The sequence below is a fragment of the Nostoc sp. JL23 genome, from assembly GCF_017115065.1.
GTDB lineage: Bacteria > Cyanobacteriota > Cyanobacteriia > Cyanobacteriales > Nostocaceae > Nostoc > Nostoc punctiforme_A.
Genome location: NZ_JABXKN010000092.1, coordinates 195948 through 213163 on the forward strand (window position 1 = coordinate 195948; position 17216 = coordinate 213163).

The 17216-nt window shown below is 41.7% G+C and carries 14 protein-coding genes; 7 read left to right on the forward strand and 7 right to left on the reverse strand.

Annotated features, from left to right (window positions below; genetic code table 11):
* Window positions 1–495: 495 nt before the first annotated feature.
* Together HWQ42_RS18675 and HWQ42_RS18680 are read right to left on the reverse strand one after the other, a co-directional pair.
* The gene (locus tag HWQ42_RS18675; protein WP_292814798.1) at window positions 496–1404 is read right to left on the reverse strand and encodes a glycosyltransferase family 2 protein; all 909 of its coding nucleotides are present in this window, start codon (window positions 1402–1404) and stop codon (window positions 496–498) included.
* A gap of 126 nt (window positions 1405–1530) precedes the next feature.
* Window positions 1531–2373, reverse strand: a complete 843-nt coding sequence (locus HWQ42_RS18680) for an HpsJ family protein (protein ID WP_292814800.1) — start codon at window positions 2371–2373, stop codon at window positions 1531–1533.
* A gap of 797 nt (window positions 2374–3170) precedes the next feature.
* Between HWQ42_RS18680 and HWQ42_RS18685 the strand changes: the two genes are divergently transcribed.
* Entirely contained in the window at window positions 3171–3812 is a 642-nt protein-coding gene (locus HWQ42_RS18685) for a glycoside hydrolase family protein (RefSeq protein ID WP_292814802.1), read from the forward strand.
* A gap of 17 nt (window positions 3813–3829) precedes the next feature.
* On the opposite strand, the gene menH is transcribed toward HWQ42_RS18685, so the two are convergent.
* From menH to metG, 5 genes are all read right to left on the reverse strand, one after another.
* The gene (gene menH, locus HWQ42_RS18690; protein WP_292814804.1) at window positions 3830–4648 is read right to left on the reverse strand and encodes a 2-succinyl-6-hydroxy-2,4-cyclohexadiene-1-carboxylate synthase; all 819 of its coding nucleotides are present in this window, start codon (window positions 4646–4648) and stop codon (window positions 3830–3832) included.
* 230 nt (window positions 4649–4878) lie between these two features.
* Entirely contained in the window at window positions 4879–5280 is a 402-nt protein-coding gene (locus HWQ42_RS18695) for a metal-sensitive transcriptional regulator (protein ID WP_292738328.1), read from the reverse strand.
* A gap of 201 nt (window positions 5281–5481) precedes the next feature.
* A complete protein-coding gene (gene lptC, locus HWQ42_RS18700) occupies window positions 5482–6690 on the reverse strand; it encodes an LPS export ABC transporter periplasmic protein LptC (protein ID WP_292814806.1) in 1209 nt (402 codons plus the stop codon).
* Window positions 6690–7319 carry an NYN domain-containing protein gene (locus HWQ42_RS18705; RefSeq protein WP_094348455.1) on the reverse strand — a complete coding sequence of 210 codons (630 nt, stop codon included), beginning with the start codon at window positions 7317–7319 and terminating at the stop codon, window positions 6690–6692. The genes lptC and HWQ42_RS18705 overlap by 1 nt, the downstream gene beginning before the upstream one ends.
* Window positions 7320–7485: 166 nt before the next feature.
* Complete coding sequence (gene metG / locus HWQ42_RS18710) at window positions 7486–9090, reverse strand: methionine--tRNA ligase (protein ID WP_292814807.1); 1605 nt, start codon at window positions 9088–9090, stop codon at window positions 7486–7488.
* A 379-nt stretch (window positions 9091–9469) separates the two neighbouring features.
* Between metG and HWQ42_RS18715 the strand changes: the two genes are divergently transcribed.
* The 6 genes from HWQ42_RS18715 to HWQ42_RS18740 all read left to right on the forward strand — a co-directional run bounded on the left by HWQ42_RS18715 (window position 9470) and on the right by HWQ42_RS18740 (window position 17174).
* Window positions 9470–10195: a 1-acyl-sn-glycerol-3-phosphate acyltransferase gene (locus HWQ42_RS18715; protein ID WP_292814809.1), complete on the forward strand. Its 726-nt coding sequence runs from the start codon at window positions 9470–9472 to the stop codon at window positions 10193–10195.
* 171 nt (window positions 10196–10366) lie between these two features.
* On the forward strand, window positions 10367–11170 hold the full coding sequence (locus tag HWQ42_RS18720; RefSeq protein ID WP_292738324.1) for an alpha/beta hydrolase: 804 nt from the start codon (window positions 10367–10369) through the stop codon (window positions 11168–11170).
* A gap of 310 nt (window positions 11171–11480) precedes the next feature.
* Window positions 11481–12644 (forward strand): EcsC family protein, encoded by a 1164-nt coding sequence (locus tag HWQ42_RS18725; protein WP_292814811.1) that lies wholly within the window; start codon window positions 11481–11483, stop codon window positions 12642–12644.
* A 655-nt stretch (window positions 12645–13299) separates the two neighbouring features.
* A complete protein-coding gene (locus HWQ42_RS18730) occupies window positions 13300–14781 on the forward strand; it encodes a leucyl aminopeptidase (RefSeq protein WP_292814813.1) in 1482 nt (493 codons plus the stop codon).
* 221 nt (window positions 14782–15002) lie between these two features.
* On the forward strand, window positions 15003–16025 hold the full coding sequence (plsX, locus tag HWQ42_RS18735; protein ID WP_292814815.1) for a phosphate acyltransferase PlsX: 1023 nt from the start codon (window positions 15003–15005) through the stop codon (window positions 16023–16025).
* Between the two features lie 156 nt (window positions 16026–16181).
* The gene (locus HWQ42_RS18740; protein ID WP_292814817.1) at window positions 16182–17174 is read left to right on the forward strand and encodes a beta-ketoacyl-ACP synthase 3; all 993 of its coding nucleotides are present in this window, start codon (window positions 16182–16184) and stop codon (window positions 17172–17174) included.
* Window positions 17175–17216: the final 42 nt, after the last annotated feature.

Below are 17216 nucleotides of genomic sequence, written 5' to 3' on the forward strand. Positions count from 1 at the left end.
GCGACTGGTTATTCTTAGAAGATGTTACTTTTATTTATAAGACTTGTAAATAATTGTTGCAAGTTCTTAGGTATTATTAATCTATCGCGCTTAATCAAAAGCTGCTCATGATTGTGAAAGTACTACAGGGTAATCTAATAAATTATTTTATCTGGTCAGTCACTCACTTTTGAGTAGGAGCGGCTTTTATGAAAATGTTCTGTTAAAAATATTAATTTGTTAGGGATTTCCAAGAAATAAATTATCCATATTGTGGGTGAGTATTCTGCCCGTCCTAAATATAGAAGCGATGGGGACAACCATTTCCCTAGAAAATTTGGGATGTTTTTGATTTGGAAGTCTCTTTTATCTAGTCTTGAATTATGAAAAACAAGATCCCCGACAACTTTTACGAAGTCAGGGATCTGTGTAGCACATCTGTGTACCCTATGATTTTGCGTAGTTTACCGCCGTAGGCATCGCTATACAGGAAATCCTTCTAATCTCCAGGCCTCTTCACGCTGCATCAACCTGTGTAGTTTCAGAATCCGCGCACTGCAACTGTTGCGTACTCTCTTGTACCAAAATCGCTGTTGCATCTAAATTAGGTTTCGGTAAATACTTCATTTCCCAGACTTTGAGCAAAATCAGGTATTCGTAGAATGCCTGCAATGTACACCAAGCGACTCCGGCGCGTCCATCTAAACATCCGCCTAAGATAAAATACATATATATAAACCGTAGCAACGGTCTGGCGGGCAAACGTAAAGACAAATCTTTCAGGGCACGCCGTCTTTCGACTTCTGATTTGCCAAAGAATAAATCTTGCCAGTTAACCTTTCCTTGTTCCAACTGATACAATGTTTCTTGAGCCTCATCCGTAGAATAACGGTTGTGCTTGTCAATCCAGCGGCTCAAACCTTTGCTAGAAGTGTAGTGTGGGTATGTTTCTTTTAAAAAGCTAGTTGCACCCTCACAAACTTCTCGCTCAGTATGACCGTAGTCTGTAAACCACACTTTCCCGTGGCGGAAGAGCCGCATTTGGTAACGGGGATACTGTGTGCTGTAGCGAATCCAACGATTCATGAACATGACGCGTTCAGCCACGTAGTAACCGATGTAGTCTGGATTCTGACTTGCCTTTTCGCATTCCGCAAACAGTTCTGGTGTCATACGCTCGTCAGCTTCGAGAATGTAAACCCATTGATGCTTCGGTGGGATAGACTCTAACATCCAGGTGCGTTGGCGTCCGTGGCTTTCAAAAGCGTGTTGGACAACGCGGATGGGATAGCGACTGGCGATTTCCACAGTGCGATCGCTACTGCATGAATCCACAACAATGATGTCATCTGATAACATCGCCGATTCGATACAAGCAGCAATATCTAGTTCTTCGTTATATGTCAGTATGTAAATTGAGAACATTACTCAAGTTTTATAGCGATTTTAGTCAGTGATAATTGCCTTGTTATTGTTATTAGCTATTAGGCGCATGGCAGTATCAGCCGTCAATAATTTTGGGATACTTCTTACTGCCATGCCAATAGTAGATTAGCGTGCGGCAGTTCTAGGTTTACCACCTTGTACAGCACCCCTACCTCTTAAGCTTGTCCAGCCGATGATAATGTAACCAATGGACAATAGCAAACTGCTAATACCAATCCGCAGTCCAGACTTCCAAGCCGTATCTTTAGCTTGTTGCAGTGCTTCGTCTCGGCGCTGGCGAAGTTGGCTCAGTTGTTGAGTTTGCAGCGTTTGAATATCTGTTTGTTGTTCGATAGCTTTGTCAAGTACTTGGGGATTTGTTTTAGCTTTCTTCAGTAACTCTTTTATATTTGCGGGAATTTGAGGGCTTTCAATTGCTTGCTTATATTTTTGGTCATCTTTGAGGATTTCACTAAACTGAGCTTTGGTTTGGTTTCGCAGCTGGTCTAGTTGCGCTTTTCCTTGATCGGTATTCAGCTGTGCTTGCAATTGCGATAATCGAGTGTTTAGTTGAGTTTCTGCCTGATCTGCTTCTTGGGTGATTCGGTTGAGTGTTTGAGTCTTGGCTTGATTGACGTTATTTAGGTGCAGGGGAAAAATCAGCAAGAACATCAACCCTAAAATACTGGAGATAATCGCGGCGGGAAATCTTAAATCGATACCTTGGGGGCGATCGCTTGCTGGATCGGCATTCTCAATCCAATAGGCAGCAAACAGAAGCCCCAAACCGACTAGAGGAACAATTCCGCGATCGACAAGCGCTGTTCCCAAATTGATTTGCCATACCCGATCGGTGGGTTGAAAGGGTAACAACAGAATCAAAAAGTCAACAAAAAAGGACAAAATGCAGATTATTCCAACTACCTTAAGTGTGAGAGCAGTACTCACGGAAGTAAAACGGTTAACCATAATTTTTCAAACTGGTGGTGAATACGAGTGATTTTCATATTTCAAGCTACTTGAATATTGTGCCCATGACTATGACTATTGTGTAAAAACACAAAGCAGATTCAATATTGGTAAAGGCTATCTGCCTCTTGGTTTTCAACTAGGCCACAGTAACATTTGTTATCTACAGTGTCTTCAGGAAATTCCTGGTATTTTAAGATACGAAGTCTATGCGGGGCTAGAGGAACAGACTCATTAATTACCCAATCACCCTGATTGCAGTTCTCAATCATTCGTAATACAGACCTTTTGTAAGGGTTCACAGATGTGCATTGGTGTCAACTTAAATCGAAACCTTTGCAATGAGGTTGTATCAACTTATCGTCCGCTTTGAGCAAGGAAGCAATTGTTGCTGAGAGCAAATGCTACCCAAGTGATTGAGCTTATACTTGTCCAGGATTTTTACGAATATCTCGCTTGTTATACTTAGAATAGTTTTTTTTTGCATGAAGTACAAAGCTACGGGTTTTGAGGCAGAAGGTAGAAACTCTTTATATCTGAAGCGTGAGTCCTGCATTTTGTACCTCAGTTATTTGCAAACTCCTGTATTTATACTCTTTTTTGCTAATTCCTAATAAAAATGAGCAAATCGGAAATAATAACTAACAATCAGGTGTGAACTTTACTGGAATCAGTTCGTCGATGATTTTTGTTAGCAAAGAGAGTGAATTTGAAGGAGTCAGACTCTGAAAGGCTTTGAATTCAAAGGTGTTGAAAAACTTATTGGGCCAATAGCCGCGCTTCTCGGCTTTGTATATTTGTTGCAATGGTATATTGGAGACTTGCGATCGCCTTCCGATCCCATCTTTGAAAATAAACAGCCGCCTTTAGTGATGAAAGAGGGCGACCCTTATATCCGCGCTTTAATGCGAACCATCTCGGCAAGTGAGGCTAGTGGAAACCGTCCCTATTCGCTGTTATACGGTGGACAGCAAGTCAACGATCTTAGCCGACATCCTGAGATATGCGTCACAATTGTCACAGGCCCCAATACAGGTAATTGTTCTACCGCTGCTGGCAGATATCAAATTATCAACATTACTTGGTATCGTTTAGCCCCTCGTTATCACCCAAAGCCGATGCAGATGATGTTTTGGACTGCTTATAGTTTTGAAGCAGAATATCAAGATGTAGTAGTTTACCGTTGGTTAAATGATTCTAAAGTTTGGGGAACTAATATTTCTCAACTGTTGCGTCAGCGAAAGTTAAATGATGTTTTGCGGCGACTCTCTCCCACCTGGACAAGTCTGGGATATGGCATAGAAACTAATTCTGTGAGTAACTCTTTGCCCAAGGTTTATCAAAAAATGTTGCAAGAGGAATTAACCGCAGCGAAACAACCAATAGCCCCGAATTTGCCACCATCCCAAACTCCTTCTAGCAAAGCAGTAAAAAAGTAGTAAGGTTATCCTAGTTTTTAACTTGCTGTGGACAAAAAACTTTTTATATTTTCCACAAATGCCAAAGTATTTTCAAAGTGGATATTGTGTCCAGCATTGCTAATTATTTTTATCTGAGCAAATTCACATATTTTAGCCATTTCTGTATTAATAGATATAAATTTTTGATCGTATTCACCGACTAGTAAAAGTATAGGAATTGTATTGCATTGTAGCTTTTCCCATAAAGAACTTTGGCATCCAGTACCCATAAAGCGCAGTGATTTATCCAATTCCTGTGGATTGTTCTGCAATCGGCTTTCAACCATGCGATCATATTCTGGATGATTTTTTATATAACCAAAAATCGGTTGATTATACCAATTTGATAGAAAAGTGATTTTGTCACTTTTTTCAAAGATTCTTGTTAATTTTCTGCCTATTTGTGTATCAATTTTAATTCGTTCTAATCGTTCTGCTACTGTTGGTAAACCTGGGGAAGCTGACTCTAGAACAACTTTATGAAAACGTTCTGGAAAATGCAAGGCTAGGTATAAAGCCAATCTTCCACCCATTGAATAACCAACTAAAAAGCATTTGGCAATTTTTAACTCATCTAGTAAGTTGATTAAAGCATGAGCAGCATTTGCCATTGTATAGTATTCGTCCTCACCTAAAACTTGAGTTTTGCCATGTCCGGGGAGATCAAGTGTTAAATAGGAAAATTCGTTAAATAGTAATTTTATGGCTTCATCAAATTCATTAATGTTACCCATGAAGCCATGCAAAAAAAGAATTAGTGGTTTATCTAAAGTGCTAGTTAAAGAATAATGAAATTGATAATTTTTTAGAATCATAGTCTAGGTAAAAATCATCATTGCACAGCATATTATCTGATGTAATAAGTTTTTCCCTCGTTGCCTCCTAGAAAAAGCGAACAAAGGAAAGTCTATAAGAAATAGGTTGTCTACCAGTTGGCAATATGATGTCGCTGGAATGAATTTCAGGATGCACTATTGAGTTTTGATGTATCGCTGCTAGTGCATCACTAATTTGGCGAATGCATTTTAGATTATTTTTCTCATTCTTAAGGCAAAAATCGATCTAAAGCTGCTTTTAACTGTTTAATTTCAACATCAATATTACCCTCTTGTGCGGCTCTCGCAATACACTCAGTCAAATGTTCATCCAAAACAATTCGCGCAACTCGATCCAATGCGCCCCGCACTGCGGCAATTTGCAGTAAAACATCAGGACAAGGGGTACTTTGCTGCACCATTGCTTTAATACCACGAACATGTCCTTCTATACGCGATAATCGATTGACAATTCGCCGTAAAGACTCTTCGCTATGGATGTGAGGATGAGTCAACTCTCCAGTTCCATGAGTCCGATCTGTATACTCGTGGTCTGTATCGTGATAGTGGGAATGTTCTGCTTGCTGGGATGTTGGCAAGGATTCCTTACCTAATCGGTTTGATCCATTCATGGGCTATCAAAAGGCTTGTATTACTAAGATCCTAGTCTAGTACTCGACCAACCCAAAATTTATAAGTGGGGAATGGGGAAGAGTTAGAATTTCATTGAGTTTAGAGACTCATTAATGGAGTTCAAATACTCATTCACGAGTATCAAAAACTCATTTATCTAGTTTAAAGGCTCCCTCATCTCCCCACTACCCCTAACTTTACTACTGACGATTGGCTTTTTCTTGAGGAATAATCTCCGTTACTACCCTACCGCTAGAACTGCCACCTTTGACAACAATATTTTCTGTTTGCAGATTACCAACTGCTGTTTCACCCACAAAATTTAATGGTGGGTCAACTTGCCGATAAACAACATTTCCCTGAGCTTCAACTAACTTATTATCTAAATACCAAGTTAGTGTATTGGATCTTAGAGACTGGCGACGCTGACCAACGGCGTTGACGTTCCCTTTTAAGTAAACAGTTTTTTGCGGTATTTTCATTTCACCTTGATTGGCTGTCACTGTGACATTTTCGGCACGCTGGAACATTCGTGTAGGTGAGTTTGTAGTGACAGTTTCTGCGTTCATGTTCCAGGTCATAGAATTACTAGATATTTGCATTGGTGGGTCTAGTAACTCTAGTTGAGCATTTTTTTGGACAGTGGCAATTTTTGTTTTTAAGTTGACTTCGGCAGAATTTCCCTTACCGCGATCGCTAATTTTATTATCTTTGTAGCGGTCAATTTCTACGGGGCGATCGCCAATCAGTTTTTCTTCTTTAATATTCCAGATTAAATGTTCAGTTCTCACTTGCATCTGGGGATCGATAGAATTTGCTACTACTCCGCCAGAAAATTCCATCCGCTGTTCGCGGGTTTTAACTCGCACTTCCTGCGCTACTGCTTGTAGTTTTTTATGGGTGCCGTTAATCTTGTTACGAACAATCAACAAATCTTCTTTGGGACGCCATTCTAATTCATTACCTTGCAACACAATCCCATTACTAGGGTCTGTGGCAAATATCTTACCTTTCAGAAACAACTGCTTCCCATCTTGTTCAATGTCTGCTACATCTGCCTTGATTTGGTAAACAATTTTGCCATCTTGATATAGCTCACCATAAGGACTTTCAGCCTGACCAATTTGTTTTTCTTTGGTGTATTTTGCGGTTTTAGCCCTGACTTTCCAAATTGGTCTTCCCACTTCATCTGCTTGTTCTAGGGTGACATCAAAGAAAGTCAAATTGCTATCTGGATTAGATGAATCCGCAGTATTTTGTTGCGAAGCTAGGGGAGATTTGCCCCCACAGGCGACTAAACCAAATACCAATAAAAAGGTCAAAGGTAAAAGAAGAAAGGAGGGAGTGGGGGAGAAATTTTGAATTTTTCTCTTTCCCCATCTCCCTCTTTTATGAAATTGATACGCCATTATTCTTGGATTTCTAGGTGTCCATCACTAGTTCTAGGGTCTTCCAAAAAACCGATACCAGATAACGGCCGGTATGGATAGCTTTGGCGAGGGGTTTTTTGAATATCTTCTTTGATAGCTTCTAAATCAATGTAGCGATCGCTTACATTAATTAAGCTGTCGCTGGTCATGGAACGCAAGCTCACAACTTCTACCCGCACGCCACGATAGCTGACTGAATTGACCGCATAAGCTAAATCTCCATCACCGCTGACTAAAACTGCGGTATCATAAGAATCTACTAACGCCATCATGTCTACTGCTATTTCTACATCTAAGTTAGCTTTTTTAGAGCCATCTGGTAGCTGGACTAAATCCTTAGCAATGACTCGATAGCCATTGCGACGCATCCACAGCAGAAACCCCTGTTGCTTCTCGTTTGTCCGATCTACGCCAGTGTAGAAAAAAGAACGCAGTAATCTAGAACCCCCTGTTAATCGACATAATAGCTTCGTGTAATCTATTTCAATACCTAATTGCAGTGCAGCGTAAAATAAATTTGAGCCATCAATAAATATGGCTACCCTACCCCGATTCTCCAAAACCTGTTCTGGCGTAAAGATTGAATCATTTTCCAAATTATTCAACATCATTGTGATACCTCAATTTTTATCCCTGTTATTTTTGATACAAATTACCAACTTTTAGATGCTAGTCACAGCGGCTTATGATAATGTTCCGCGGCTAATTTAAATTGAGCCACGATAAATTTTGTGAGAAAATAAAAAATTGAACAAAATCAGAGTTTGATAAGGACTAATAGTTTTTCGGGGGTTCTATTCGTTGAAATACAGGTTGGTGTTTACCCAACTGTTGTTTGCTCGATAGTAGTCCCCATGTAGCATGGGTGGCAAAAGGAGCATTAACTGAACTTTCTATTCGATTGTTAAAGTTTATTCCAAAACCCAGTTGCTGATAAATATCGCTACTGATGTTTGGAATAATTGGGGATAGCAGATAAGCTGCTAGTCTAACCGATTCTAGAACTGCGTAGAGAACCTTTTCCACCGACTCCTGCTGTCCCTGTTTATATAATGACCAAGGAGCCTGTTCATCAATAAACTTATTACTGGCTTGCGCCAATGAAAGTATGGCCACGCAGGCTTGACTGAAAGCTAGCTCTTGGTATGCTTGTTTTACCTGTTCCCCTAGACGTAAACCAATTGCTTTCAAAGGATTTTCGTCAGGAATCCCTTCATTGCCGATTGATGGGACATTATTCTCAGCACAGTACTTTTTCACCATGCTCAAAGTGCGATTGAGCAAATTACCTAAATCATTTGCCAAATCTGCATTCAGAACATTAATGAACCTAACTTCATTAAAATCTCCATCCTTACCAAATTCGATTTCCTTAAGGAAGTAATAACGAACGGCATCACTACCATAGCTCTTAACTAATGCCACAGGATCAAGGGTGTTACCCAGACTTTTGCCCATCTTCTGCCCGTCTTTAGTCAAAAAGCCATGCCCAAAGACTTTCTCTGGCAAGGGCAAGCCTGCTGACAACAGCATTGCTGGCCAGTAAACTGCATGAAAGCGCAGAATATCTTTACCAATTAGGTGCAGGTTAATCGGCCACCATGTTTCTAACGCATTTGCTAAAGTCGGTTCTGCATCTGGTTCTAGTAATGCTGTGACATAACCTAACAGCGCATCAAACCAGACATAGAGAGTGTGCTTGGGATCGACTGGTACGGGAAAACCCCAATCTAAATTCACTCGGGAAATGGAAAAGTCTTGCAGTCCTTGATTGACAAAGCTGAGAACTTCATTACGCCGACTTTCTGGTTGAATAAAATCCGGTTGAGATTGATAAAATTCTGTCAGCTTAGTTTGATATTTGGATAAGCGGAAAAAATAGTTTTGTTCGTCTCGCCACTCCACTTCTTTGTTAGTATGAATTGGGCAACGGTGTCCTTCTAGCAGATCCCGTTCTTCTTTGAATTCTTCGCAGGATACGCAGTACCAGCCTTGTTGTTGTCCTTGGTAAATATCACCAGATTCCCAGACTCGCTCAAAGAATTCTTTGACGATCGCTTGATGACGAGGCGCAGTAGTCCGACTAAAGCGATCGTATTGAATATCTAATAATTGCCATAAACTCACGAAACTAGGGACAATTTCATCACAAAATTCTTGTGGACCTTTCCCTAAACTTTCTGCCGATCGCTGAATTTTTTGCCCATGTTCATCTGTACCTGTAATTAGTAATACTTGATGTCCCAGTAATCTCTGAAATCGCGCCACTACATCGGCTGCGATCGTCGTGTAAGCACTGCCTATATGGGGGACATCGTTTACATAATATAGGGGTGTGGTCAGTGCAAATGTCTTTTTTGTTTTATTCACTAGATTCATGCAAAATAAAAATTAACTTATTAAAAGGTTTTATCTCTTAGCTTTCAGCGGCAAAACCACGCAATTATACAATATTATTCCTATTTTTTCCAATAACATCTTCATACTAGCAAATTTATCAAGTCCAGAATTGTTTTTTAATATGCATCAATTAAACTCATTTTTACCTAAAAAATGGAAATTAACTAATCATAATTTTTTCGAATAGTTTCTATTAGATATTATTGTGATCGAGAATACATAATTGGGAATACAGAAAATTTAGTTGCTTTTGGAGATTAGATATTTCTATCTTAAGACGGTCATGGCAATAGTAAAGAAATGTAAAAATTAAATTAAGACAAATTGCCATATTTACCGGAAAATATATTGATTAGGTATGAGTGGAAATAGCCCCCTAGAGATTTCTCGCGCTTTGGTGGCGGCATTCTCAACGCAAATGTTCCGCTATTACGAAGACCGCATTCCCCAGGATGCGAGCGTCTTGGTAGTCAGCAATCACCGCAGCTTTATGGATGCACTGATTTTAATGGCAGCGTTATCGAGTCCGATTCGCTTTGCTTGCCATCACTATATGGGACAAGTTCCAGTCATGCGAGAGATTGTCACCGGTCAATTGGGGTGTTTTCCCTTGGAAGATACTCAAAACCGCCAACAAAGCTTTTTTTCGCAGTCACAGGTGCTATTGCAGTCCAAGCAGATGGTGGGAGTATTTCCAGAAGGGACTGAACCAATGGTGAAATTTACTCAGCCAAACCAGGTAGGTGAGTTTCAGCGGGGATTTGCCCATTTGGCATTGCGAGCGAATGTGCAGGATTTAGCTATTTTGCCGATCGCGATCGCTTCCTTAGAAGAAGTAAACACTAATGGCTTCCCATTAAGACTTTTGAGTGTATTCGACCCTTCAGAACCTTTATTTAATCAAAATGGTTGGCATCCCTTGGTAATTTATCGTCGAGTTGCGGTGTTAATCGGTCGTCCTTATTGGATTACGCCCCAACATCATAAAAAATATCATGGCAAACAAGCCAGAACTGTTGTGGCTGAACTGACAGAACACTGTCAGGGTGAAATTAGCAATTTACTGCGTCAAGGTTGCTATTAGAGCTATTCGATTTGGAATTTTGGATTGTCTGCACAACTTTGAGTAGCTTGTTCCGAGACTTTTTTGTTTTTGCTCAAAAGTACCGAAGCTCATAAAAGCAACAATTCGCAGTCCAAAAGTTTTATACCATTGACCAATGACCAATGACCAATGACCAATGACTAATGACCAATGACTATCACAGAAGTTGAGCTAAACCCTTGTTTCCTGACTCCTAAACGAGTACAGCCAGAGTATCCGTTGTTGGTATATTTGCCAGGAATGGATGGAACTGGTCAACTATTGCGATCGCAAACCGCAGGATTAGAAACTGGGTTTGATGTGCGCTCTTTGGCGCTCCCCCGAAAAGACCTTAACACTTGGGATGCCCTAACTAAGAGTGTATTGGACTTGATCGACGCCGAATTAGAAAAAAGCTCTCAGAGGCCAGTTTACTTGTGTGGTGAGTCCTTTGGTGGTTGCTTGGCAATGAAAGTGGCAATCCAAGCACCCGATTTATTTAAGCGAATCATCCTAATTAACCCAGCTTCGTCCTTTCATCTTCGCCCTTGGTTAAGTTGGGCATCCCAGCTAACTTACTTAGTGCCAACAGGATTATATGATATTGGCGCACTAGGCTTGTTGCCATTTTTAGCATCTTTGTCACGCATTTCTCGAAGCGATCGCCACGATTTGCTGAAAACTATGCGTTCTGTCCCGGCAGAAACCGTTCTTTGGCGGTTGTCTTTACTGCGAGAGTTTGATATCGATGAGGAAAAGTTAGGTCACTTGACTCAACCAGTTTTGTTGATTGCTGGTGCTAGCGATCGCCTTTTGCCTTCTGTAAGCGAAGTCAACCGAATAGGGAAAGTCTTACCAAATAACAAGATTGTAGTGTTGCCCCATTGTGGACACGCTTGTTTGCTAGAGCAAGATACTAATCTCTATGAAATTCTTAAAGATAACGACTTTTTAGAAAGTAAAGCTGATAGCTGAGGTAGGATTAGATGAATATACAGAACTACTTACACAAGAAGATTTAATTGCTGGTAATTGATCGAACAATATTGCCAAGAAAAATGGGCACTCTTATTTCAGAAATACTCACTATTTTAGAAGGCAAAGTGTTTTTGATATTAGGTTATCATTGGCAAAATCAAAATCTCTGTCATCCATCTTCTGTCTATAGTTAAAACTCAGAATAATTCCTATTTGCTCTGACGAATTGTACTTATTGAGAGATGTCAAAGCCGCCCAAACTTAGCTAAAACCAAAAGAGAGAGGCTTTACAAGATGGTGTCAAGCAATGGCAGACAAACCCCAAAAAATAGAGGTGAATAAATTAGTTAATTCACCCAGAGAAACTTCAGAAGCAGGAATTCAGGCTCAATCATCAATAGAAAATGAACCGTCTATAGTAGAGTCTTTTGTTAAAACTGTTGTTCAGACTGGCCAAGCAGTTTTAGATACAGCAGTAGGGGTGGGAGAAGCGACGGCAAAAGAAACACACAAGTTTATTGAGCAAACAACTCAAACCAGCGGTCAGGTTGTGAATCGCCTCAGCGAAAATTGGCTGATTAGAAAACTATCTGGAGTCTTAAATCTCAATTGGCTGATTAACGATAGTAACCTTGTTGATTTAGAACAAGCAGAAGCGGCGGTAAACAAGCTTAAGAAACAGTATCCAAATGAATCACCCAGCCAGCTTGCTCACCGCATCATGGTGGAAAAAGCAACTCAAGCAGGGACAGTGGGACTAGCCACTAGTATTTTGCCAGGAATAGCAGTGGCATTATTGGCAATTGATTTAACAGCTACAACAAAATTGCAGTCAGAAATGCTTTATCAAATTGCATCTGTCTACGGGCTAGATTTAAAAGATCCTGCGCGTAAAGGTGAAATTTTAGCAATTTTTGGGTTGGCTTTGGGTGGAGGGCGTTTGTTAAAAGCTGCGGGGTTAGGCTTGCTGCGAAATGTGCCCTTAGCGGGTGCAGTGATTGGAGCTAGTTCAAATGCAACGATGATCTATTCATTGGGGTATGCTGCTTGTAGATTTTACGAAACCAAGCTAGATGAATCTACTTCTCTGGCATCGCCACAGACATTAGCAACATTAAAAGCCGAAAGTGAAAAGTATCTAGAAAGTGCGATTGCTCAAGAAGCCGTCATGGATCAAATCTTAGTTCACATGATTTTGGCTAGCCATCCCGATAAGACTTTGGAAGAAATTTTGCCAGAATTACAAGCTGTAAAACTCAGTCCTACCTCGTTGGATGCCATTGCCCAAAACATCAAATCACCTAAGTCTTTAGATATACTGCTCAATCAGCTGAATCGTGATTTTGCTATACCCTTGCTCGTTCAGTGTGAAAAAATTGCCCAGCTTGACAATAAGACTACACGACTTGAGCAAGAAATAATAGCAGCGATCGCCAGAAAATTTAACATTGATACAACAATTGGGGCATAGGGAATGGGGAATGGGGCATGGGGCAAGAAGCAGTACGTAAAAGAATCTGACTTTTCACGGTATCTGGAAAACCTCACTTCTATTTCTCTCTCCTAAAAGGAGAGAGACTTTGAATTTTCCCCCTTCCCGTGTCGGGAAGGGGGTTAGGGGGTTAGGTTTTTAGTGGACTTTTCCACATAACGCAAAAAGTCAGGTAAAAGAATGGAGATCATAGCTTCTTTAACGAGGATCAAAGACTCGTTAACGGAGTTCTGAGATGGATTAACTAGGATCAAAGACTCATTAACGGAGTTCTGAGGTGGATTAACGAGTATCAAAGACTCGTTAACGGAGTTCTGAGGTGGATTAACGAGGATCAAAGACTCGTTAACGGAGTTCTGAGGTAGATTAACGAGGATCAAAGACTCGTTAACGGAGTTCTGAGGTAGATTAACGAGGATCAAAGACTCATTAACGGAGTTCTGAGGTGGATTAACGAGTATTAAAGACTCATTGACAAGTGCTATTTATACTAATTTATTAACTTATACTTGCTGCCTCCTGCTCCCAATGCCCCATGCCCAATGCCCAATGCCCAATACCCACTCCCCTCACCATGAAACAAGAATTTTGAGCAATACTGGTACAAGAAGGAATATTTACACAAAATCCCAAAATGACAATTCAACCTAGTGATAAGCCTTTACTAGAGTGGGCAGGCGATAGTTTGGCAATTGGATTATTTGAAGATGCAGTAGAGTTAACCGGAGAACTAGCTACTTTAGATCAAAAGTTTTCTGGAGTCTTAAAAGAACTAATTACTGAAGAAGAATTTAAAGGTAAAGCCAATAGCACTATTTTCACCCGTGTAAATGCTGGTAGCCCAGTGCGGAAATTGATTTTAGTAGGTTTAGGCAAACCAGATGCACTAAAACTAGATACTTTGCGTCGCGCTGCTGCGGCTGTAGCCAGGGTAGGAAAAAAGCAAAAAAGCAAAATTTTGGGTTTTAGTTTTCCATTGTGGAATAACGATCCAGCAGCGAGTGCCCAAGCGATCGCAGAAGGTGTGGAATTAGCACTTTACCAAGATATTCGCTTTAAATCAGAACCCGAAGATAAAGGTTCACAAATAGAAAGTGTAGATTTACTAGGTTTCGGTGGACAAGAAGCCGCCATTACCCGCGCCAATCAAATTGTTTCTGGGGTAAATTTGGCACGGCAATTAGTCGCAGCACCAGCCAATGCGGTAACACCAATTACTTTAGCCGAAACTGCCCAAGCGATCGCTAAAGACCACGGTTTACAAGTAGAAATTCTGGAAAAAGAAGACTGTGAAAAGTTGGGTATGGGTGCTTTTTTGGGAGTATCGCAAGGTTCAGAGTTGCCACCTAAATTCATTCACCTGACTTACAAACCAGAAGGTACACCGAAAAAGAAATTAGCAATTATTGGCAAAGGTGTAACCTTTGATTCCGGCGGACTCAACATTAAAGGTGCTGGTAGCGGCATCGAAACAATGAAGATGGATATGGGGGGTGCAGCTGCTACCTTGGGGGCAGCAAAAGCAATTGCTCAAATTAAGCCAGATGTTGAAGTTCACTTTATTTCGGCGGCGGCTGAAAACATGATTAGTGGGCACGCCATGCACCCTGGAGACATTCTCACAGCATCAAACGGCAAAACAATCGAAGTGAACAACACCGACGCAGAAGGACGTTTGACCCTAGCAGATGCCTTGGTATATGCCGACAAATTGGGATTAGATGCGATCGTTGATTTAGCCACCCTGACTGGTGCCAATGTCATTGCCTTGGGTGAGGATATTGCTGGTTTGTACACTCCCGATGAAGCTGTCGCTTCCCAAATCGAAAAAGCTGCGGAAAGTTCAGGAGAAAAGATTTGGCGGATGCCAATGGAAGAAAAATATTTTGAAGGGCTAAAATCTGGTATCGCGGATATGAAAAATACAGGGCCGCGTCCTGGTGGTGCAATCACCGCAGCCCTTTTCCTCAAGCAATTTGTCAAACAAACCCCTTGGGCGCACATAGATATTGCTGGTCCAGTGTGGACAGATAAAGAAAATGGCTACAACAGCGCTGGAGCAACTGGCTACGGCGTTCGGACGCTAGTTGATTGGGTGCTGGGAAGTGGGGAATAAGGAGTAGGGGAGCAGGGGGGCAGGGGAGAATAATTAATGCCCAATGCCCAATGCCCCATGCCCAATGCCCTACTCCCTACTACCAAACAATTCGTGCTATCTTGAGCTTGCCAGCAAATATTGTTGCAATAGTAACAGAATTAATTTGGCGGTCAGAAAATTAAGCTTTTTCGGGCTTTGCCATCTGGTAAAATTTGTAAGGTTTCTAGAAGCTGTGAGCAATGGGATCGACTCGCGTACGGATCGCAATTGACGCAATGGGAGGGGATCATGCACCCGGTGAAATCGTTGCTGGCGCATTGCGAGCAAGAGAAGAATTGGGTGTAGATATATTGTTGGTTGGCGATCCCCAACAAATAGAAGCTGCCTTGCCATCAAAAACAAGTTTAGGGCAGGTAGAGATCGTGACTGCTGAGGAAGCGATCGCAATGGACGAGGAGCCTTTAAATGCAGTTAGACGCAAACGCAAGGCTTCTATCAATGTGGCGATGGATTTAGTCAAGCAGCAAAAGGCAGATGCCGTATTTTCTGCGGGTCACTCTGGGGCCGCTATGGCATCAGCTTTGCTCCGCTTAGGAAGATTGCCAGGAATCGATCGCCCAGCGATCGGGACAGTTTTTCCCACAATTATTGCTGGTAAGCCAGTGCTGGTACTTGATGTCGGTGCTAATGTAGATTGCCGCCCCAAGTTTTTAGAGCAGTTTGGCGTTATGGGGTCAGCTTACAGTCAGTATGTTTTGGGTACACCTGAACCGAAAGTGGGTTTGCTGAATATCGGTGAAGAAGACTCTAAGGGCAATGATGCAGCCGTCCGCGCCCACCAACTGCTACGCGAAAATTCCCAAATTAATTTTATTGGCAATGCTGAAGGGCGTGATGTGCTTTCCGGTCGCTTTGATGTGATTGTCTGCGATGGCTTTGTGGGTAATGTATTGTTGAAATTTGCCGAAGCCGTTGGAGAAGTGATTCTGCAAATTTTGCGGGAAGAATTACCCCAAGGATTGCACGGTCAAATCGGTTCAGCATTCTTAAAACCAAACCTGAAGCGAGTTAAGCAGCGAATGGATCACGCAGAACATGGTGGTGCTTTACTACTAGGCGTGGCAGGAGTCTGTTTTATCGGTCACGGTAGCTCCCAAGCACCTTCAATTTTTAATGCAATTCGCATGGCAAAAGAAGCTGTTGACAACCAGGTGATACAACGAATTCAGTCCCAATATATCCTAGAGCGCGAGAGCGGTTAGTCATTGGTCATTGGTCATTAGTCATTAGTCATTGGTCATTAGTCATTAGTCATTTGTAAAGGACAACTGACAACTGACAGAGGACAACTGACAAAGGACAAAAGACAATTGGACTTTGGACAAAGGACAAAAAGCTGATAGCTTGGGAGATTAAGAGTGCAAAACTTAGGCGTAGCAATCACCGGAAGCGGCTCGGCAGTACCAGCAACTTCCCTACACAACGAGACATTGAGTGAACTAGTTGAAACATCAGATGAGTGGATCGCCACAAGAACGGGAATTCGTCAGCGTCGACTAGCTCTGCCATCTGAGTCCTTGAGCGCACTCGCTACTGCCGCCAGCAGTCAGGCGATCGCAGCTGCGGGAATTAAACCAGAAGACCTAGACCTGATTTTGCTAGCGACTTCCACCCCTGATGATTTGTTTGGTAGTGCTTGTCAAGTACAGGCTAAATTGGGAGCCACCAACGCAGTAGCCTTTGACTTGACCGCTGCCTGCTCCGGCTTTGTGTTTGGTCTGGTGACAGCAGCCCAATATATTAGAACTGGTGTTTACAGAAATGTACTGTTGATAGGGGCAGATATCCTCTCTCGCTGGGTAGATTGGGAAGATCGCCGGACTTGTGTATTATTTGGTGACGGTGCTGGAGCAGTGGTATTACAAGCTGCCAAAAGCGATCGCTTATTAGGATTTGCACTTAAAAGTGATGGTACTCAAAACCATTACCTCAACCTTGCTTATGCAGGAACTTCCCAAGAACTGGTGACTGACGTAAATATCACCAAAGGCACTTACCAACCAATTACGATGAACGGCAAAGAAGTCTATCGCTTTGCTGTGCAAAAAGTGCCAGAAATCATTGATAAAGCCTTGTTTCAAGCTAATATCAGCGTCGATCAAATAGATTGGTTGATATTGCATCAAGCCAATCAGCGGATTATCGATGCCGTTGCCCAACGGCTAAATATCCCAGAACATAAAGTTATAAGTAATCTTGCCCAGTACGGCAATACCTCAGCTGCTTCCATCCCCTTAGCTTTAGATGAAGCAGTACGACAAGGTAAAATTAAACCCAATGACATCGTTGCGACATCCGGCTTTGGTGCCGGTCTTACTTGGGGTGCGGCAATCTTTCAATGGGGAAGATAATATATTGTCCTACCCTACGGGTACTCCTTCGGAGAACTCGTA